The sequence below is a fragment of the Chryseobacterium sp. RU33C genome (genome assembly GCF_900156015.1).
Classification (GTDB): domain Bacteria; phylum Bacteroidota; class Bacteroidia; order Flavobacteriales; family Weeksellaceae; genus Chryseobacterium; species Chryseobacterium candidae.
The window spans coordinates 37,956-58,194 of record NZ_FTMT01000012.1 but is presented as its reverse complement, the minus strand read 5'-3'; the positions used below and the strand labels follow the sequence as shown (position 1 = coordinate 58,194).

The window sequence follows — 20,239 nt, the reverse complement described above, 5'->3', positions numbered from 1 at the left end:
AAAGCCTCATTTTTATTGATTCTCGAGCTTGATGATAGAACCTTTGTAAAATTTGGTCAGATCATACAGATCTGTAAAGTAATGCTGAAGATCCGGGATCTGTTTATGATCAGGCTCTTTCAGTCCACATTGGTTTTCTGCCAGGAGATATAAAGATTTGTTGTCCGGTTTCAGATATTCACAAAGTATATTATCCTGATGCTGTTCTCTGTTGAGAATTTCTGTGAGGAATATTCCGTAGATCAGAAATTGATTAAAATTTTTAGCATCTACCATGTAATTCATGTCCTGCTTCAGAAGCTTTTCATAATCTGAAAGAATCTGCACGAAATTTTCGGCATGAACAGTTGTTGGAATTTCATAAAAAAGATCAATACCATTGATGAAAAGCTGTGTTTTGGTTTCCTCGTGATCTGAAGAATATACTTGATGAAACCACTGGAAAATAAGCAGAAGTTCTTCCTGAGTAAGTTCTTCAACGGAATCTTTTACTTTTTCTTTAATGGTTTCAAGGGTATTTTGCGCTTCAGGCTGAAGGAATTTCAGAATATTTTCTTCTTCACGGCAGAGCTTATTGTACAAATTAATTTTGGCAATAGTAGGATTGGTCTTGATGAAATAAAGTTCTTCTGCCATAGTTATTTACCAAATTAGATTTCAAATGGTTGTTTAAATATACGAAATATGCGTCAACTGTATTAAAAAAATTAATATGCTGTGAATGGTATGACTATTTTACCGTTTTATGAAGTGCAATTCTGTTTCCTTCTGATTCTTCAAATTCTGCTACTGCAAAAACACATTTTTTGTCTGCTTTTTTAGGTATGATAACAGTCAGTAGATTATTTCCTGAATCTAAAATAGAATTTTATCTCAATTATAAAAAATAGATAGACCTATCTATTTTTTATTTACATTTGTAAAAATTTTTACGATGAAAAAAGAAAAAGTGCGCGAAAGAATTATCAGGGTTGCTTCAGATCTGTTTTACAGACAAGGGTATAATTCTACGGGAATCAATCAGATTATTGCTGAAGCTGATATCGCCATTGGTTCTTTGTATAATCACTTTTCATCTAAAAATGATCTTCTTCAGGCTTATCTTGTCAAAGAGGAACTTAGCTGGTTTGAAGGGTTTGAAAACAGCACCTCTAAAATTTCAAACCCGAGAGAAAAACTTTTGGGGCTTATTGATTACAGAAAAAAACTGCAGCAGACCTCAAAGTTTGCAGGGTGCCACTTCATTAAAATTGTGTCCGAAATAGGAGAAGGTAATCCTTCCGTTTCAGCTTTTGCTAAACAGCATAAAGAAAAGCAAAAAGAGATGATTAGAACACTCGTTAATGAATATGCAGTTCAAGTGCAGAAGATAGATTCTGATTTAATAGCAGAAAATATTTTCCTTTTAATAGAGGGAGCAGTTGTTACATCCACGATCAATAGACAAAATGATGCTTTTGACCAGGTGAAAAAAATTGTTCAGGGTTTATTGCCTTAACTTTTTTTTGATACGTTAAAAATAGATATATCTATATAAAAATGAAATATAAGTATTTGAAATTATTGGTGATATTGTTGGGTCAGTTGTTGACGATAATGGATATTTTTATCATCAATGTGTCCATACCTTCGATACAAAGAGACCTTCATGCTTCTCATGGAGAAATGCAGTTTATGATTGCAGCTTATCTTATCGGTTTTGCTTCTTTACTGATTACCGGAGGAAGATTGGGAGATCTGTACGGAAGAAAAAAGATCTATATCACCGGATTATTAGCTTTCATGGTCAGTTCCATTGCGTGTGGGCTTTCTGCAGGTGCGGAGCAGCTGGTTATTTCAAGGTTTGTACAGGGGATAAGCGCTGCTATGATGGCTCCGCAGGTACTTTCCATGATACAGATTATGTTTCCTGATCATCAGAAACGTATCAAAGCGATGGGCTGGTATGGGATTACCATTGGAATAGGAACTGTTCTGGGGCAGTTTCTTGGAGGTTATTTTTCGTCTCTGACAATGATAGAAGAACCCTGGAGACTTATTTTCCTGATGAATATTCCCATATGTTTACCGGCTGTTTTCTTTACCCTGAAACTATTGGATGAGTCTAAAATTTCTGTACAGCAGTCTTTTAATGCCGGCGGTGTTTTAGTTCTTTCTGGAGGATTGTTCTGTGCTACTTATGCCTTTACTATGTCTGAGCATGAAGGGTTTAATTTCAAGAATGGGTTATTAATGATTATTTCAGCCGGAATTTTGTTCATTTTTATAAAAGATCAGAAGAAAAGAATCCACAATAAACGTTCTTATCTGATTGATTTTGAACTGTTCCGTTTTACAAACTTTAACCTGGGGATTGTAGCGGTTTCCTTCTTTTTTATCATGCTGGACTCTTATTTTTATATTCTGTCTCTCTTTTTTCAAAATGGATTAAAGATCAGTCCTTTAGATGCAGGTGAGATTATAGTTTTTCAGGGATTGGGTTTTATTTTGGCTTCCGTTCTTTCAGTAAAGCTGATTTTAAGATATGGCAAAAAAGCCCTGATAGCAGGACTTTTCTTTATTATTGTAGTTCTTGTCTTTCAGTTGTTTTTATTCAGAATGGAGACTTGCTTTCCGTTTTTCTGTCTGCTGTTATTTTTGCATGGACTGGGAATAGGATCTGTCATACCATCGCTGGCTACTATTGCCTTGTCGGGAATGTCTGAAAAGCTGATCGGGAATGCATCCGGTGTTTATAATACTTTTCAGCAGATTGCAGCCATTGTCGGAATAGTTGCTGTAGGTAGTATTTTTTATTATTTTCTTGGAGAAAAACCTGTTGTAAAGCATTATAACAATGCTTTCTCTGTTGCTCTGCTGATTAATATTTTCTGTCTGATTTTTGTAATGATCTGTATTTTTAAAGTTCCGGATCATGTTCTTCCTGAAACGAGGCATAAAAAATAAATACTGCTTTTATTGTTTTTTTGATGAGGTTTTAATTTCATTTAAAGTGGCTTTTGCCATATTTCTGGTTATTTCAGTAGGAGAGTGGCAGTCACAGTTGCTGAGGCCAATTACGTAGATATTTTCACTGGGAATGTAAATACCCATGCTTTTAAATCCAAAGACACTTCCACCATGCTCGCGGTCAGAAATTCCATTGATCTCTTTCAAATGCCATCCGTATCCGTAAGTAAATTCTTCACCATTATTCAGTTTATATTTCTGAAAAGCTTTTTGAGTTTCTGTTGAATCCAGCAATAGATTTTGCTGTAAAGCCTGCTGCCATTTCAGCATATCATCTGCCGTAGACATCAATGAACCGGAAGAAAACGGAATGCTGAAACTGATAACGGTTTTATTTACAAATCCCTGTTCTTTTTTGTGGTAGCCATATGCTCTTTGAGGAATAACTTTTCTGTCGGAAGCGTAATAGGAATGATTCATTCCTGCCTTATCAAAAATATTTTTCTTAATAAAATCTTCATAAGTGATCCCCGAAACAAGTTCGATAATATATCCCAAAACAACGTAGCCGGAATTGTTGTAATCAAATTTTTCTCCCGGAGCGAAATCTACAGGTTCGTTTTTGAAAAAATTGACCATCTCTTCAGGTTTCATCTCTTTTTGAGCGATGGAAGAAAGCGATTTTATTTTCGTAAAATCTTTTATTCCGGAAGTATGCGTCAGAAGATGATGAATAGTGATCTTATCTCCGTTAGGATAATCTTTGATGTATTGGGAAACAGGATTATTAACATTGAGTTTCCCTTGCTGCTCGAGCATCAGAATGGCTATGGCAGTAAACTGTTTGGTCATAGAACCGATCTGGAAAACATTGTCCGGAGTCATATTCACATTGAGTTCAAGATTGGCTTTACCAAATGCTTTCCGGTATAGGTTTTTTCCGTTTTGAGTGATCAGAAATACACCTCCCGGTTCATTTTTATTTCCGAATTCAGTTTGAATAATACTGTCAATTTTCTTTTCATATCCTTTTGATTGTAACTGAGCATCCATTGTATTGCTTAATAATGGTAACAGAGTAAAAGCAGTGATCAGTTTTTTTGAAATCATATATATGTAATTTGTTATGCAAAGATATGATTTATTTATATTACTATGCTATACAATATAGTATCTGAGATTTTTATTTTTAAAAAGAAGTAGTTGTGAGTTTCTAAGAAACTATTCTTGTCAAGATTTTAAACCTTGACAAGAATAAAAGAATTGAACATTTAAAAACAAAAGTTGAATGTAAAACATCCAACTTTGTATCCATCTTTGATGGAAAATATTCTAATTGGCTTCCGTATATTTCTTGAAATTATCAAGAATAGCCTGCCAGCCTCCTTTCTGCATTTCTTCAGGGTTCTGGTTTTCCGGATCGAAAGCTACATCTACATGGGTCTGACCCTCTTTTTCTTTAAAATCAACCTGTACCTGTCTTCCGTCCGGCATACTGTACTTAAAGCTTTCCCCATCTTTTATTTCGTCATATACAGCCTCAAAGTCGAAACCGAAGCTTCCATCTTTAGCTTCCATTCTTGCCGCATATTTTCCGCCTACTTTCATATCATTGGAAGCAGAAGGACACTGCCATGAAGGATCAGCAAAGTTCCATTGGGTGATGTTTTCGGGATTTGTGTAATAATTCCATACTTTTTTTGCATCTGCATTAATGGTAGCAGAAACTGTGATTTTTTGGCTCATTTTTTATGGGTTTAATGTGAGTAATAATTCGTCAAGTTTTTCCAATGTAGCTATCATTCCCTGTTCCATACCCATTTCGATAATGGTTTCCAGATCAGTTAAGGATTGATAGGTGACAATAGTTTCTACAAGGGTGTTTTCATTTTTATCCGTGAAATTGACTACCCATTCTGCCTGAGGAAGGTCTGTGTTGATTTCTCCTTTTTCATTACAGAATGCATCGCTGGAAGTATAAGAATCAATGGAGTTGATCTTATGGTAGCTTACCCGGCCCCAATATTCTGTTCCATTGGGCTCTACCATAGCATAATGCCAGTGTCCGCCTTCACGGAATTCCATTGATTTTGTTTTTGTGGTCAGTGGTTTCGGGGCAAACCAGCGGTCCAGAAGTTCACTTTTTGTGTAGCAGTCCCATACCAATTGTCGGTTGGCCATAAACTCACGTCTGATCGTTAAGGTGTTCTTTTCTTTGTCTGCAAGAAAATCGAACTGAAGATGATGTTTCATAATACTATTTTATAGTTTGGTTGTTGTATTAAATTTTATTCTGCTGGCTTTTTAATGTGGTCAGTAAAGTATCAAGCTGCCCGAAACGGCTTTCCCAGATTTTTCTGAATTGTTCCAGCCAATGATCTATTTCTTTCATCTTATCAATTTCTAACAAGTAATAAATTTCCCTTCCCTGGTGATTTTGAGTCACCAATTCACATTCTGTCAGGATTTTAAGGTGTTTTGAAACAGCCTGTCTTGTGGTATCAAAATGCTCTGCAATGGCATTGGGTGTCATTGCCTGTACTGCGATCAGCGCAATAATGGCCCTGCGTGTGGGATCTGCTATTGCCTGGAAAATATCTCTTCTCATAGATGATGATTTTTAAATGAAACCATATGGTTGCAAATGTATATGCAACTTTTCGGTTTCGCAAGTTTTTATCATGAAAATTATAAATCAAAAATTAGAAAATAATAGATGGTGTTTATTAATTGGTTTTAAATCAGTTGTTTGCGTTGGTTTTGAGTAGGCTTTACCTTTTGTTTTCCCGCATAGCTTTTATTAGCCTGTCATTTCTTTTATCGGCTCTTGCATTATTTAAAGAAAGCACAGCCCAAATGGCAGCAGGAAGCCATCCGATCAGAGTGATCTGTAAAATCAGACATACGATTCCGGTGAGAACTTTTCCACGGACCATGAAAGATAAGAATGGGAGTAATATGGCTAGTAACATGATTTTTTGTTTTTAATGAATTGATTTTTAACGGGACTCAGGATCAAAATAGGCTTTAAAAGTGAGAGGGTCTTCCGTTTTATCCTCCGCTTCTTCAAGATATTCCAAATACTCTTCCTGATGTTTTTCCATATAAACAAGAACAATGGCAAGATTTACAAAAAGATTTTTGTCTTTGGAACCTAAATCCAATGCCTTTTTTAAATACTCCAGAGCCATTTCATTTTCTCCCATATCAGAATAAATAGCACCAATATTGATTAAAGCTGAAGTATTTTCAGGTTCAATAAGTAAAATTTCCTCTAATTCTTTCACTAAAAGCTCGTTCAAAGTGTCCCAATGGTCTTCATTTTCCCATCTTTTAGCCTGAAGTTTTTTTACGTTTTCTAATCTTGTTGTTATCGTGCTCATTATTTAAAATTACAGAATGAATGCTTACTTAATGTGCAAATTTAGCTTTTTACTCTTTAAGTCCATCCAGTATGGCAGCTTTCAGGATTTGAATATTGATATCTTTCAATGCTTTGAACTTAATACAATATCCAGTGACGCTGGCTTTACCTATTTTTTCTCCATAGGTTTTAGATAAATAAGTTTTATCACTGATATTCATGATATAAAGGGAAATACCTGTTGTATTGGCGCTCATTCCAATCTGATAAAAATCTCTTGTTTTTCCGCCAGCATACTGCATGGTATATGATCCATATCCGATATTGGGATTGGAAACTGTCTTGTTTTCGCTGTTTTTACCATCGAGGAACCACAGCTGGCAATCCGGCATGAGTTCGAGAATGATTTGATGGAGTTCCTCCATATCATTACGTTTAACTTCCGGTTGGCTGTTGATATAGTCCTGAATTTGTTCTTGGGTGGTCATGTGAAATTTAGATGGTTTAATATTAACGAAGACTATTATTAATAATTAATCCTGCTCATCTTGAGTTCGGTAGACTGTTTTTTAGTTGGTAAAATGAAAAAAATTACTTTCATTGATATTGATGCCATTTTCCCGTTTAACATACCATTCTACAAATTTATTATATTCAGCTTCATTTTTTTGAAGCCAGTTTGAGAACTCTTCCTGAGCTCCCATTTGAAATAAATAATGATTGTAGGCATCAAAAATATTTTTTTTAGACATTAAATCCTGATAGTCGAAAAGTATATTGGGATAATCTTTGTTATCACTTTTGAAATATGATTTTAAAAATTCTTGTCTTATTTTGGATAATGCATCCAGATTGAACTCTTCTGCCTTGGAATTTAATAATCCATAAATAAACCATTTTCCAAACATTAAACATAGAGGAAGGCTTTTATCTGTTGGAGTCATTTTCATTTGTTTGCAAAGACTCAATTCTTTCATATGCCCGTTTTCAAATACGATCGAGTTTTTATAAGTATCAAATAAATTTTTACTCATTTCTTTGGTTCTGTCAGTATTTCTTTCGAGGTTGAGAAAGATTTCTCCATAAATTAAACCAGGAACTTTATCATCAGAATTAAGATAAAGATTAGCAATTCTATAATAATTTGAAGCATATTCTGGATCAACCGAAATTCCTTTTTGATAAGATGCAGCTGCCTTATTATATTCTTTGTCTAATTCATAAACAACTCCCTTTTCGAGATATAACAATCCTTTTTTGGGAAATTTGTTAATTCCCGTGTCATATATTTCTATTGCTTTTTGACGATTGTTAAGATAGTCATAGGCGTTTCCCCAAAGTGAATAAAGCTGAACATTTACATCTTTATAGTTTTGCAATTTCTCCGCAATTTCAATTGCTTTTTTATAATCCTTTTTTAAATAATAAGCGTATGCAATTTCGTAAGGATAATTAAAGTTTTCGGGATCTAATTTCTGACTTTCTTCAAGCAATATAATACTTTCTTCAATTTTCCCGTCATCCATTAGTTTAATCGCTTCATTACCTTTTTGTAAGGCAATTTCCTTATTGTTTTGAGCAAAAGATAAATTACTTAAGAGAACAGTTAAAATTAAAATCTTGAATTTATTTTTCATTGAATAACTCATTTTTATAAGAGATAAAATTAAATTTTAATTCATCTGTTTTCTTCGTAAGCTAAGAGATGAATCGAAATTAATAATGTTTTCATGGATTTTTTGTTTGAATTATATTTCTTCCAATAATTTTAATGGAAATTGTATCATAAGACCGGTATCAAATTTAATAGAAAAAAAGATAAAATGATCTCCATATATAAGATATTTTGGACACTAAAAATTGAAAAACAAAAAAGAACAGCAATCACTGTTCTTTTTATATTGTATTTTCCTGATCTGTTCAATCAGTTTTTATTGATTATCCAAACGCTCTTTTCAGCAAGCTTTCTACTTTTGGCTCACTACCTCTGAAATTTTTATAAAGCTCCATCGGATCTTTTGTTCCGCCCGAAGAAAGTAATACTTTATATTTGGCTGCAATCTCAGGATTAAAAATTCCGTTTTCTTTGAAATACTGGAAAGCATCAGCATCCAGAACTTCCGCCCATTTGTAAGAATAATATCCTGCAGAATATCCTCCCTGGAAAATGTGTGAGAAACTTGGGCTCATTGCTGTTTCAGCATTAGAAGGGTAAAGAGTGGTTGCTTGGGTATATTTATCTTCAAACTCTTTAACGCTTTCGTTCTCCAGTTCTGCCACTTTTGTGTGATAGTTCATATCCAGAAGTCCAAAACCTAGCTGTCTTAAAGTCTGATATCCTTCCATGAAGTTTTTAGACTGCTCAATTTTTTCAATTTTTTCGTCAGGAAGTACTTCTCCGGTCTTATAATGTGTTGCAAAAGTTTTTAAGAATTCCGGCTCATAGCAGAAATTTTCCAGAAACTGTGACGGAAGTTCTACAAAGTCCCATTTCACAGAAGTTCCGGAAAGAGTAGGATATTGAGTATCTGCCATCATCCCGTGAAGTGCATGCCCAAACTCGTGGAATAAAGTAGTCACTTCCTGGAAAGTCAGTAAGCTAGGGGTATCTTTTGTTGGTTTGCTGAAGTTGCAGACAATGGAAATATGAGGACGGGAATTTTCCCCGTTTCGCTTGTATTGGTTTTTGTAGCTGGTCATCCATGCGCCGGCTCTTTTTCCTTTTCTCGGAAAATAATCAACGTATAATAACGCCTTATAATCAGATTCTGTCTTTCCTGTACTGGAAACCGCTATAATTTCTTTTACTTCATATACTTTTACATCGTCGTGGTATTTCGGAATGTCATTTCTTTCCTCAAAAGTCAGTCCGAAAAGTTCTCCAGCCAGCCCGAATACAGCATCCTGTACCTGGTTTAACGGAAAATAGGGTTTTAATTCTTCATCATTAAGATCAAATTTCGCCTTACGAAGTTTTTCAGCATAGAATGCATGGTCGTAACCTTGCATTTCCTCAATTCCGTCAGCTTTTGCTAACGCTTTTAATTCTTCAATTTCTTTATCAGCATACGGTTTTGCTTTGGTCAGAAGTTCATTTAAAAAATCCAAAACTTTTACCGGAGACTTGGCCATTCTTTCTTCAAGAACGAAATCAGCGTAGTTTTTATATCCTAAAAGTTCAGCTTTTTGTTGTTTTAAATTCAGAAGTTCTTTAATCAAATTCTGATTGTCAAATTCACCACCATCGAAAGACTTTTTACCATTGGCTAAAGCCAGCTCCTTTCTCAGTTCACGGTTTTCAGCATAGGTCATGAATGGAATATAGCTTGGATACTGTAAAGTGACCACCCAGCCTTCAAGATTCCTTTCTTTCGCTTCTTCAGCATATTGATCAATGATCGCCCCAGGAATTCCTGCAAGATCTTCTTTATTAGTGATATGTTTAAAATAAGCATTGGTGGATGCCAGTACATTTTGTCCGAACTGTAAAGATTTTAAAGAAAGATCCATGCTGATTTTCTTTAATTTTTCTTTGTCTTCCTCATTCAGTAAAGCACCGCTTCTTACAAAACCTTTGTAGGTTTCATTCAAAAGCATTTCCTGCTCTTCATTCAGATTATATTTTTCCTTTTCATCATATACTTTTTTAATTTTGTTGAAAAGGGCTTCGTTTTGAGAAATTTTTGAAGAATATTCCGTTAAAATTGGTGAAACCTCCTGTGCAATCTGCTGAATTTCATCGCTGGTCTCTGCAGAATTTAAATTGAAAAAAATATTGGATACCACATCCAGCTGTTCTCCGGAATAGGCCAATGCTTCAATAACATTTTCAAAAGTAGGAGCTTCAGAATTATTGACAATCGCATCAATTTCTGCTTCAGATTGTTGAATTAAATCTTTAAATGCCGGAAGATAATCTTCATTTTTAATGACATCAAACGGGGCTGAATGATATGGAGTGTTAAATTTTTCTGTTAAAATATTCATTTTTGGATCTTTTTGTATAAGGTAAATGTAATGATTCATTGGGAATCACAGCTCAAATGCTCAAAAATAATGCCTCACTGGCAAGTTGTGACAAAAATACCTTATCTTTAATTAATCTTGTCATATGGAAAGAAGGAGTGATGTGGGAATATTTAATTTTGAAAACAGATTTAAAAGTCATCATTAAAATAAATAACCTTAAATATATAGACTATGAAAACACTCTTAAAAATTATCGGTATCATCATCGTACTGATTCTTATCTATGCTGTCATTGCTGTGCTGGCTTTCAGTAAAGACTATCACTATGAAAAATCTGTTGTCATCAACGCACCCCAGGAAAAAGTATGGACTTATACGGGGAACTTAAAAGGATATAACCAATGGGATCCTTTCTCCAAAGCCGATAAAAACATTGTGATTACCTATTCAGGAGAAGGAGATAAATTAGGAGATTCTTATCACTGGAAAGGAGATAAAAATGTAGGGGAAGGTGAACAATCTATTACCGAACTGATCCCTAATCAGAAAATGGCGACAAAACTTCACTTTATAGAACCTTTTGAAGGAGATGCAAAAGCTAATATTGTGCTGACTCGTGAAGGGAATGGAACCAGAGTAACCTGGATGATAGATAATGAACTGAATAGTATGATGAAGATTATGAAGCCTATGATGGATAATAACATGGATAAAATGTTTGGTCAGGGTCTGGATAATCTTAAGAAATTAGCCGAAAAATAATAAGAAAGCCTTGTAAAGTTTACAGGGCTTTATTATTCATAGAGTGTAATCATAGTCTTCTATACTTTCATTTTTGCGGATAATGCCCATTTTTCAAAAGTTATTTTCCATTACGTTATTGAAATATTATTCTAAAAATATTATCTTTATATAAAGAATCGATTGTATGGAGAAGATTGTATTTGAAAAAAGTGATATCAGAGACTTTGTGAAGACAATCATTGCAGAGAAAATTGAAAAGCTTAAAAACTTTATTGAATTTACCCTTGAAGCCAGCCGCGATATTAAAAAAACTCCGAAATATGACAGCATGAGAGAAGAGATGCAAGAGGAGATTTATCAGATGCAGCGACAGCTGGGGGCTTTGAATGATCTTAAAATAAATATGGCAAAAGTCCTGAATACAGCTACAGAAAGAGTACAGCTTGGCTCGCTGGTTATCACCAACAAAGCCAGGTTTTATATATCAGTGTCATTAGGTGAATTCTTTTTTGAAGGAGACAGGTTTTACGCGATATCTCCGGAAAGTCCTATGGCAAAAAAAATGATGGGCATGAAACCAAGCGATGAATTTACCCTAAACAAAATCCATCAGAAAATTGTGGAAGTATTATAAATGTGCATAGCAAATTTTGCCTCACAACTAAATCATGAATGGATCATAAAAGAAAGCTTCAAATTTATTTGAAGTTTTCTTTTTATTTAATATTTTGGACATCAGAAATATATAACCATGAAATTTGATAATTTAAGAACCAGCAGGTTCAATCATTGGGTAATTATACATCTGAGATATCTGGTGGGCTTTGCTTTTTTTCCGTCAGGACTGGTAAAGCTATTGGGGGAGAGGTTCACAAGAATTTCAACAGATCATCCGATCGGGTATTTCTTTGAAGCTCTTTATCGGTCTGGTTTTTATTGGAATTTCTTAGGACTGGCACAGCTAACAGCCGGAATTCTACTGATGACTCAGCGTTTCGCAACACTTGGAGCATTGATGTTTCTGGCTATATTGACTAATATATGGATCATTACTATCAGTCTCTCCTTTACTGGAACATGGATGATAACATCTTTAATGATGATAGCTGTTTTCATATTGGTAGTGTGGGATCAGCATAAACTGCTTCCAATTTTTAATTATAACAAGACAAGTGTGGTAAAAGAATATCCAGATCCCGGCCGTAATTGGATAAGGGCCGGAGTGGTGTATGCTATAAGTTTTATTGCCTTGTACATGCTGAATCCTGTGGAAGGAGAAGAATATGAAAGATGGCTGGGGATATTATTGATCTTAATCATTCTTATAACCTTTATCATAAGTAATTACAAAGCGTATAAAAATTATAAAATAGCTATCAATAGTTGATGTTTTAAATGCAATGGATTGAATTTCATGTTGTAAATTTGCAGGTATGAATAATGCATCCATTTTAAAAGAAATCATAGAGCAAAGAAGAAGTGTTTTTCCGAAGGATTATACCGATGCGGAAATCCCGCAGGAAGTTTTGGAGGAGATTTTAAACGCTGCTACATTGGCTCCCAATCATAAACGTACTAAACCCTGGCGTTTCAAAATATTCAAGGGGGAAGAAAAAGCACAGCTGGCATCAGAAATGCAGGCTATCTATAAAGCCACTACACCCGAACCACTTTTCCTGGAAAAAAAATACAATGATATTGGTTTCAAAATCAATAAAGCCAATGTTGTCGTTTCTATCGTAGTCAATTTCAGTGGTATGGTTCCGGAATGGGAAGAAATAGCAGCCACATCAATGGCCGTACAGAATATGTATCTTACCTGCACTGCAAATAATATCGGCTGCTACTGGAGTTCTCCCAAAATTGTAGACGAGTTGAAAAACTCTCTTACTATTGAGGAAAACCAGAAATGTCTGGGACTTTTCTATATGGGTGAAGTGTAAAATGAAGGATATTTACAGAAATTATAATGAGGAAGATTTGCATGCTGCTTATCTTCATATGACTGATCATACGGGCAAAGTCAATGATGAATTGCGTGAGGCCATCAGTCAGAAATTCAATTATGATGAATTTGTAAAAGCAGCAGAATACAGAAAAATACTAGTCAAAGAAAAGGGGAGAATTTCATTTGAAGTACACAAAAAAGTACAGAAAGGAGAAAATATAGATGCTATCCTTGAAAGTATTTCTTCAGAAATGATTGGCAGCAGCGATTTGAAGATTTTTATTCTGAATAAATTTGATCAGTTTTCAAAAGTTAGAGAAAACGATAAGATAGATAAGAAAATAATTTTCAAAAGCCTTTTAGGACTTGTAATAGCTTCTTTTACTGGAAGTCTTTTTTTTAAGACTGTGATTACATCTACCGGACAGTTTTCATTTTTTCTGATGATACCTGCTTATATTATCAACTATTTGGTGATCTATGGGATTACAGGAAAGACAAGAGATAATTTTGTTGTTTTTATGGCTGTTTTAATTTCTGTTATTATTTCAACAGTCTTCTCTTTTGCACTGTTTAGTTAAAAAAACAATTTGAATTTATAAAACTTTTCACTCAGAGCTTTTTACTTCAAACTTTTTTATTATCTTTGCACTCTTAAATATTTAACTGGGACGAGTTCCCGTAAAATTCAAACATTATGTCAGTAAAAATCAGATTACAAAGACACGGTAAAAAAGGAAAGCCTTTTTTCCACATCGTGGTTGCAGATTCTAGAGCTAGAAGAGATGGTAGATTCATCGAAAAACTAGGTACTTACAACCCAATTACTAACCCGGCAACTATCGAATTGAACGTTGATTCTGCTGTACAGTGGTTAAACAACGGTGCTCAGCCAACTGATACTGCTAGAGCTATTTTATCTTACAAAGGTGCTCTTTACAAAAAACACTTACAAGGTGGTGTAGCTAAAGGTGCTTTTGATGAAGCTGAAGCTGAAAAAAGATTCAATGCCTGGGTAGAAGCTAAAGATGCTAAAGTACAAGGTAAAGTAGACGGTTTAGCTACAGCTAAAGCTGATGCTAAGAAAGCTGCTTTAGAAGCTGAAGTAAAAGTAAACGAAGCCAGAGTTGCTGCTGCTGCACAAGCTGAAGCTGATGCTAAAGCTGCTGAAGAAGCTGCAAACGCACCTGCTGAAGAAGTTGTTGCTGAAGCTACAGAAGGAGAAGCTCCTGCTGCTGAAACTGAAGAAAACACTGAAGCTTAAGAAAAAACCCTGTTATGCGTAAAGAAGATTGCTATTTTTTAGGTAAAATCACACGCAGACATGGACTTGCGGGTAACGTAATCCTTAAATTGGATACCGATCAGCCCGAGCTTTACAATAAACTGGAATCAATATTCGTTGAAATCAACGGATTATTGGTTCCATTTTTTATTGAAAAATCATCATGGAGCAAACTGGATGCTCTGAATCTTGCATTCAAAAATTCTTCTGAGGCTATGGTAGATCAGGTGTTGGGTAAAAGTGTTTACCTTCCACTTGCTTCACTGCCTAAACTTTCAGGAAAACAATTCTACTACCACGAAATCATCGGATTCGAGATTTTTGATCAGGATGATAACAATTGTGGCGTGATCAGATCTGTAAATGATCAGACAGCGCAAGTGTATTTCATTACCAATCTTGATGGGAAAGAAGTGGTTATTCCTATGATCAAAGACTGGATTCTTGAAGTGGACAGAGAAGAAAGAACCATCAAAATGGAACTTCCTGAAGGTCTTATCGATGTTTTTCTGGTTCCTTCAAAGAAAGACGAATAGTTTTTACAATAAGCCAATAGGTTTTTCTTTCCTGCTTTTTTAAAATACCCTTTTTCATAAAAATATCCCTCAAAAGTTCGTTAGCTATAGAAGGTCTTTATGATAAATTTTGTTTTAATCGGTCAATCTGGTCGTACATTTTATTGAAAAATATTTTTCTTTCCCTGTTTCCGGATTCATTCAGCGATCTGGAATTTTTGATCTGATGCTCAAAATAGCTTAGAGAATCCTCACACGTAATTTTATCATTGGTCATCATATATCCGAACATGCTGAAAGGTACAAAAAAGGAACATTGTTCTTCATTTTTAAATAAAATACTGTTATTTAAAATGACTAAATCATTCACATAGATCTGAAAATTAGTTTTTTCAAGTGTTTTGATTTCGAGCCCTTCCAGTAATTTTTTCAGATCTTCCAGAATAAGATCCACATCATTTTTCTTTAATAAACCCATTTCATAATAGAACGAAATTTGTCTTAAAGCACTCATAATGGTGGTGTCATTCCATATTTCCGTTACGTTTTGTTTATCATAAAGATCTTTCAGCATCTCGTTTTTTACAGAATGGTATTCCATCGTAAACTCATGAAACGGACTTAAAAACTTATCCTGGTTCAATAAATTCATCCAGACATAAAACTTGAAACGAGACAGCATTGAATCTGAAATAGTATAAAAAAACGGGATATCTTTCGCAGAATAAAATACTTTGGAATTGGTGATGTTCTGAAAAACATTCAAAATTTTCAAAGAGTTCTCGAAATAATTTAAAAGATCTTCGGTGGTTTTTACAGGTTGCGTTCTTTTGACCACCAACTGATTTTCCGTTCCCAGAAACTGATCCAGAGAGATCTGATAATATTTTGCGAGTTCCAGAGCTTCCTCAAAACTGAACTTGGCTTTCATTGAAGTCCTTCTGTGAGCTGCATCATAGCTGATGTTAAGAATGTTGGCAATCTCATCATTTAAAGATTTCTCACCAATTTTTCTTCGGATTTCCTTCAATAAAGCTTCCTGGTGCATAGTTTTGTGATTTTCACAAATGTAGTATTTTTTGTGGAAAGAGTTGTTGATTTTCTGTTGAGAAGGACGGAAGCTTGAAGTTGCGAGAAGCGAAGTATCAGAGGTCGAAAAGATCAATAACAATTTAAAAGTAATTGGATTTATAATCACTATTACTATTGATCACTCAAAGTGACTTCCGGCTTCTTTCTTCCTGCTTTCAACCCCACGTTTTGCGATTTTCGCAAACAGAATGTTTTTTTTAATTTTTTTTCACATTCGAAACTGAGTCTTCTGCGGATAATTTTGATCTGTAATTTAAAATAACGAGTTATGAAAACACGAATTTTATTAGTAGCAGGTCTTTTAATCAATAGTCTGGCTTATGCATCAGACAGTCTAAAATTAGATTCTTTGAAACCAAGACTGATTGCAGCTTCACCTTCAAAAAATGTGAGAAATGTCAATGGAGTTTTATTTAAATATTATGATGAGGAAGATCATTTTAAACCTAAAAAAGTGAACGGATTAGGAATGGGTTTTAATGTGATGGGCATTTTTCTTCCACCACTCATGCTTTTTACTTTACAGCCTGATCATTGGAATCTTAATGATGATTATGTAATTGTTCCCCGTGAAAAAATGAATACCATTAACGGACTGCAGCTATCGCTCATCAATATGGAACCTACGGTAACCAATGGGCTGGAAATCAATGTTTCGAGTAATATCAATACGTATGCTGTGACGAATGGGGTGTCTGTTTCTCCGTTTTTTAATCTGCATCATGAGATGAAAGGTGTTTCTGTAGCGCCATTGGCCAATATCGGGCAGAAATGCCGGGGAATACAGATCGGTTTGTACAATCAATGTAAAGATTTCAGAGGAATACAAATTGGAGGATGGAATGAGAATGGAAGAAGAAAGCTTCCTTTGATCAACTGGAATTTTAAGAAACAAAAAGTAGATAAAACGCTATGAGAAGGTTTGTTATCATTACAGTACTATTTCTTTCTGGCTTTATGAAGGCTCAATTTGAAGAAGTTAAAGAAAAAAAATGGCTGGTCATTCTTCTCAGTACCAGAATTGAAGGAACTTCAATGGATAATAAAGCATTTTTGTCCATAGGAACAAAACTGACTGATGGGGATAAGAACTACTACAGCTTAAGAGGTCATTTTAACTGGTGGGATGAAAGAAAACTACTGGTCATTCCGGAGTTTGATTATTTCAGAAAAGTTGTTTCGTTCCGGGACGGTGCCGAAGTATCCTCTTTGTATGCGGGAGCAGGAGTTTCGCCTTATGCGGTTTCACCCAAAGCGGGAATCAGTTTTTATCATTTCTTTTGTGCAGAATTCGGGTACAACTTTGAATATCATACGTATAAACCATTTCCCATTAAAGGATTTCGCTTCGGAATAGGAATTAACCTTGTCTTTTAAATGATTTTTAACTCATAAATAATTCAACTATGAAAAATTATAAACTTATATTATTTTCACTGATGCTGTCCGTCCGTATTTTTTCACAAAATACAGCAGTTGATACATTGAATACCCAAACAGAAGAACCTTTTGATTATAAAAAATATTATGACTGTGATTTTGGAGAAGGGAATGTTTTGATTGTCATTAAAAAAGGAAAAGAATTTACAGATCTGACAGATTTAAGAAAATCCGGGAAAGGTTTTGCCATTAAAATGGAAGCGATCTACAGTATGGAATTTTCGGATGGGAAAAGATATGAATCAAGTGTGGTGAAGAATATTACAAAAGACAGCCTTTCAATGACGAATTTTTTCAATGAAAATGCTGCCAGGCTTGCGGGAGAACCTTTTAAATTAATTACTTATCCACTTTCATCTTTGAAATATATCCGCTTTATTGATGACCGGATGCTATCACTGTACAGCAGGAAAAATATTCAGAAAAATTTTGATTTAATGGTGAAGAAAATGGATCAGGCGAAAATGTGTCCTGCAGTTATAGATTTTAAAGAAAAAAACGAAACTAAAGTCTGCCATTTTTATCTGACCTCTCAGGGATATGATCTTCTTTATGAAGATAAGGGAAGGGTATATTATATGGAAGGAAAAGTAGAGTGGAAGTGATTTTTTGAGAGAGTGTAATTTCACTATGTACTCTCTCTTTGTTGATTTATCATCATTGATTTTAACGAAAATATTGATTAATACATGGAAAAAAGCAAAAGGAGTGGTGCATCTACTGAAGAAAAATAATATTTTTGTAATATAGCCAGGATGAGTGATGAAATTAAAATATTTACTAATGTTATTGGTTATTGGAAATGTGTTTTTTCATGCACAGACCAATAATGCTGAAAAAAAAATTCCGGAAAAAAGGACTTATAAAGAATTGGAAGATGAATTCTATAAGGCTTTGCCCGGAGATACGAACCGTACAAAAAGTATTGCTGGTTCTTATCTTAAAAAGGCAAAATCTGAAAAAAATATGACCCAGATTGCTGAGGGATATGTTATGATTCATTTTGAGGAAGATTTACCCAATGCATTAAAATACCTTGACAGCTTACAACGCATCACCAGAAATTCAAAAGAAAATATCTATCCGGCGAGAATCTATCTGTTAAGAGGAAACCTGTATCTTAAAACTAATAATCTCCAGGCTGCATTAAACAATTATATCCTGGGATTAAAATATGCAAAAGAAAAAGGAAATAAAAGGCAGATTGCTATGGCGCATACCAGTATTGCCTATCTTAATAATTATATCGGAAAACATGCCGAGACAGTAAAAGTTCTGAAACATTATGCCTATGATGCCGATTATATGAATCAGGATGAAAAGAATTCTCTGAAATTGAATCTGGCAGATGCCTATATAGAGATCAATAAAATGGATTCTGCTTATGCATTGATACAGGAAGGCTTATTGGATTCCAAAAAAAATAAAGATGTTTACCGTTATTATCAGAACCTTGGGCTGCTGGGATATTATCATCTGCATTTGAAAAACTATCAGAAAGCGATTAACGGTTTATTGAAGTGTGAAAAGTATTTCTTCACCAAAAATAATGGCAGTAAAAGAAACCATAATTATACCCTTCTGTATTTGGGGAAATCTTATGCAGGACTTCAGGAAAAAGAGAAAGCAGCAGAATTGTTTCGAAAGATTGATTCTTTGGTTCTTAAAACAAATTATATTTATCCAGAGCTGAGAGATGTATACACTTACCTGATTGATTATTATAAAGAAAATAATGATAAAGAAAAGCAGCTGTATTATGTAGACCGGTTTTTAAAGGTGGATCAGGTTCTGGATAATCAGTTCAGGTATATTTCCAGAGAACTTCCCAGAAGATATGATACTCCGGAGCTGCAGCAGGAGAAAGATGACATTACCAATGAGCTTACCAAAAGAAAAAGCCTTTTTTATATCGTGCTGAGCCTTTTGTTGATTTCACATTTGCTATTTATCAACGTTTATTTTAAATATAAAAAGTCTGAAAAGAACTATAAGAAGATCGCCCAGGACCTTATTCAATCCGTTAATGAAAACAGGGTAGGAAAAAACAATGACCGGGAAATGAATAAAGAAATTTCATCAGAACCTCTTGTCTCAGAAAGTCCAGAAAATCCAGAAGATAAAACATCCAGAACTATTTCTGAAGATATTGCCCGGAATATTTTACATGAACTTGAAATATTTGAAAGCAAAGATCAGTTTTTGAATAAAGGAATTACGTTGGGAAGTCTGGCAAAAAAAATAAAAACAAACTCAAAATACCTGTCAGAAATTATCAATACTTACAAAGGGAAAAACTTTGCAACCTATCTCAATGATCTTCGTATTGATTATGCCATCAGCAGATTGGCCAACGACAAAAAATTCAGGTCTTATAAAATTCCTTTTATTGCCGAAGAATTAGGATATAATAATGAGCAGGCTTTCACTTTAGCCTTCAAAAAACGAACGGGAACACCACTTTCTGTCTACTTGAAAGAAATTGAAAATATGTCTTTGGATTAAGTTTAATCTATTGTTTTTTAGTTGTTTATTGTTTATAAATTCATGTTTTTAGGTATATAAATTTATGAATCTATAAAGCATTCCCTTGTGTCATTCTTCCACTTCCTGCATCTTTGCTTCAGGTAAAAACACAACCATTTATTTTGTATGTGCACAATACAAGATATCAGTTCCAAAATGTTGATCATTTTAAAAAACAAGTCAGGAATTGTATCATAAAAATTATTAATGAAGAGGATGAAAACTAAAAAAATAACCAATAAAACTAAAATATAAATAATGAAGAAATTGTTCAGAGTTTAAAGATGTAAAGTGTAGTGATCATTTAAAAATCATTAAACAATATAAATCCGGTGAATCCGCCACAGTTTAAAAGTATAGTATAGTCTAAAAATGGATGTAAGACCCGGTAATGACCACAAACGTAT

Annotated in this window: 24 protein-coding genes; 13 read left to right on the top strand and 11 right to left on the bottom strand. The window is 34.3% G+C overall.

All coding sequences use genetic code 11. The annotated features are described in order from the left end of the window. Window positions 1–12: 12 nt before the first annotated feature. Window positions 13–636, bottom strand: a complete 624-nt coding sequence (locus BW946_RS11575) for a hypothetical protein (protein ID WP_076596337.1) — start codon at window positions 634–636, stop codon at window positions 13–15. Window positions 637–934: 298 nt separating this feature from the next. Between BW946_RS11575 and BW946_RS11570 the strand changes: the two genes are divergently transcribed. Further along, complete coding sequence (locus BW946_RS11570; protein WP_076596336.1) at window positions 935–1,498, top strand: TetR/AcrR family transcriptional regulator; 564 nt, start codon at window positions 935–937, stop codon at window positions 1,496–1,498. A gap of 41 nt (window positions 1,499–1,539) precedes the next feature. Further along, window positions 1,540–2,946, top strand: coding sequence for an MFS transporter (locus tag BW946_RS11565; protein ID WP_076596335.1), 1,407 nt, complete (start codon window positions 1,540–1,542; stop codon window positions 2,944–2,946). Between the two features lie 9 nt (window positions 2,947–2,955). Here BW946_RS11565 and BW946_RS11560 read toward each other — a convergent pair whose 3' ends face one another. From BW946_RS11560 to BW946_RS11520, 9 genes are all read right to left on the bottom strand, one after another. Beyond that, window positions 2,956–4,059, bottom strand: a complete 1,104-nt coding sequence (locus tag BW946_RS11560; protein ID WP_076596334.1) for a serine hydrolase domain-containing protein — start codon at window positions 4,057–4,059, stop codon at window positions 2,956–2,958. 222 nt (window positions 4,060–4,281) lie between these two features. Then, window positions 4,282–4,695: an SRPBCC family protein gene (locus BW946_RS11555; protein ID WP_076596333.1), complete on the bottom strand. Its 414-nt coding sequence runs from the start codon at window positions 4,693–4,695 to the stop codon at window positions 4,282–4,284. Window positions 4,696–4,698: 3 nt separating this feature from the next. Beyond that, complete coding sequence (locus tag BW946_RS11550; protein ID WP_076596332.1) at window positions 4,699–5,202, bottom strand: SRPBCC family protein; 504 nt, start codon at window positions 5,200–5,202, stop codon at window positions 4,699–4,701. 28 nt (window positions 5,203–5,230) lie between these two features. Next, window positions 5,231–5,557: an ArsR/SmtB family transcription factor gene (locus BW946_RS11545; protein WP_076596331.1), complete on the bottom strand. Its 327-nt coding sequence runs from the start codon at window positions 5,555–5,557 to the stop codon at window positions 5,231–5,233. 163 nt (window positions 5,558–5,720) lie between these two features. After that, the gene (locus tag BW946_RS11540; RefSeq protein ID WP_228402547.1) at window positions 5,721–5,921 is read right to left on the bottom strand and encodes a YqaE/Pmp3 family membrane protein; all 201 of its coding nucleotides are present in this window, start codon (window positions 5,919–5,921) and stop codon (window positions 5,721–5,723) included. A gap of 27 nt (window positions 5,922–5,948) precedes the next feature. Further along, complete coding sequence (locus BW946_RS11535) at window positions 5,949–6,332, bottom strand: tetratricopeptide repeat protein (RefSeq protein ID WP_076596329.1); 384 nt, start codon at window positions 6,330–6,332, stop codon at window positions 5,949–5,951. Between the two features lie 49 nt (window positions 6,333–6,381). Beyond that, the gene (locus BW946_RS11530) at window positions 6,382–6,801 is read right to left on the bottom strand and encodes a DUF1801 domain-containing protein (protein ID WP_076596328.1); all 420 of its coding nucleotides are present in this window, start codon (window positions 6,799–6,801) and stop codon (window positions 6,382–6,384) included. A gap of 81 nt (window positions 6,802–6,882) precedes the next feature. After that, window positions 6,883–7,950 carry a tetratricopeptide repeat protein gene (locus BW946_RS11525; protein WP_076596327.1) on the bottom strand — a complete coding sequence of 356 codons (1,068 nt, stop codon included), beginning with the start codon at window positions 7,948–7,950 and terminating at the stop codon, window positions 6,883–6,885. Between the two features lie 301 nt (window positions 7,951–8,251). Beyond that, window positions 8,252–10,300, bottom strand: coding sequence for a M3 family metallopeptidase (locus BW946_RS11520; RefSeq protein ID WP_076596406.1), 2,049 nt, complete (start codon window positions 10,298–10,300; stop codon window positions 8,252–8,254). A 213-nt stretch (window positions 10,301–10,513) separates the two neighbouring features. Between BW946_RS11520 and BW946_RS11515 the strand changes: the two genes are divergently transcribed. The 7 genes from BW946_RS11515 (at window position 10,514) to rimM (ending at window position 14,795) form a co-directional block, all read left to right on the top strand. Then, window positions 10,514–11,044, top strand: coding sequence for an SRPBCC family protein (locus tag BW946_RS11515; protein WP_062673913.1), 531 nt, complete (start codon window positions 10,514–10,516; stop codon window positions 11,042–11,044). A gap of 166 nt (window positions 11,045–11,210) precedes the next feature. Next, window positions 11,211–11,660, top strand: coding sequence for a hypothetical protein (locus BW946_RS11510; RefSeq protein ID WP_076596326.1), 450 nt, complete (start codon window positions 11,211–11,213; stop codon window positions 11,658–11,660). Window positions 11,661–11,777: 117 nt separating this feature from the next. After that, the gene (locus BW946_RS11505) at window positions 11,778–12,413 is read left to right on the top strand and encodes a DoxX family membrane protein (protein WP_076596325.1); all 636 of its coding nucleotides are present in this window, start codon (window positions 11,778–11,780) and stop codon (window positions 12,411–12,413) included. 46 nt (window positions 12,414–12,459) lie between these two features. After that, on the top strand, window positions 12,460–12,969 hold the full coding sequence (locus tag BW946_RS11500; RefSeq protein ID WP_076596324.1) for a nitroreductase family protein: 510 nt from the start codon (window positions 12,460–12,462) through the stop codon (window positions 12,967–12,969). Between the two features lies 1 nt (window position 12,970). Beyond that, the gene (locus BW946_RS11495; RefSeq protein ID WP_076596323.1) at window positions 12,971–13,555 is read left to right on the top strand and encodes a hypothetical protein; all 585 of its coding nucleotides are present in this window, start codon (window positions 12,971–12,973) and stop codon (window positions 13,553–13,555) included. 116 nt (window positions 13,556–13,671) lie between these two features. Continuing rightward, window positions 13,672–14,238 carry a 30S ribosomal protein S16 gene (locus BW946_RS11490; protein ID WP_076596322.1) on the top strand — a complete coding sequence of 189 codons (567 nt, stop codon included), beginning with the start codon at window positions 13,672–13,674 and terminating at the stop codon, window positions 14,236–14,238. A gap of 14 nt (window positions 14,239–14,252) precedes the next feature. After that, complete coding sequence (rimM, locus tag BW946_RS11485; protein ID WP_076596321.1) at window positions 14,253–14,795, top strand: ribosome maturation factor RimM; 543 nt, start codon at window positions 14,253–14,255, stop codon at window positions 14,793–14,795. Between the two features lie 97 nt (window positions 14,796–14,892). Here rimM and BW946_RS11480 read toward each other — a convergent pair whose 3' ends face one another. Beyond that, window positions 14,893–15,939, bottom strand: coding sequence for a helix-turn-helix domain-containing protein (locus BW946_RS11480; protein WP_228402545.1), 1,047 nt, complete (start codon window positions 15,937–15,939; stop codon window positions 14,893–14,895). A gap of 195 nt (window positions 15,940–16,134) precedes the next feature. Here BW946_RS11480 and BW946_RS11475 point away from each other — a divergent pair, with 195 nt between their 5' ends. The 4 genes from BW946_RS11475 to BW946_RS11460 all read left to right on the top strand — a co-directional run bounded on the left by BW946_RS11475 (window position 16,135) and on the right by BW946_RS11460 (window position 19,811). Continuing rightward, window positions 16,135–16,782, top strand: coding sequence for a hypothetical protein (locus BW946_RS11475; protein WP_076596319.1), 648 nt, complete (start codon window positions 16,135–16,137; stop codon window positions 16,780–16,782). Then, window positions 16,779–17,243, top strand: coding sequence for a hypothetical protein (locus BW946_RS11470; protein ID WP_076596318.1), 465 nt, complete (start codon window positions 16,779–16,781; stop codon window positions 17,241–17,243). Before BW946_RS11475 ends, BW946_RS11470 begins: the two co-directional genes overlap by 4 nt. 29 nt (window positions 17,244–17,272) lie before the next feature. Beyond that, complete coding sequence (locus BW946_RS11465) at window positions 17,273–17,911, top strand: hypothetical protein (protein WP_083688858.1); 639 nt, start codon at window positions 17,273–17,275, stop codon at window positions 17,909–17,911. Window positions 17,912–18,089: 178 nt separating this feature from the next. Continuing rightward, the gene (locus tag BW946_RS11460; RefSeq protein ID WP_170872079.1) at window positions 18,090–19,811 is read left to right on the top strand and encodes a helix-turn-helix domain-containing protein; all 1,722 of its coding nucleotides are present in this window, start codon (window positions 18,090–18,092) and stop codon (window positions 19,809–19,811) included. Window positions 19,812–20,239: the final 428 nt, after the last annotated feature.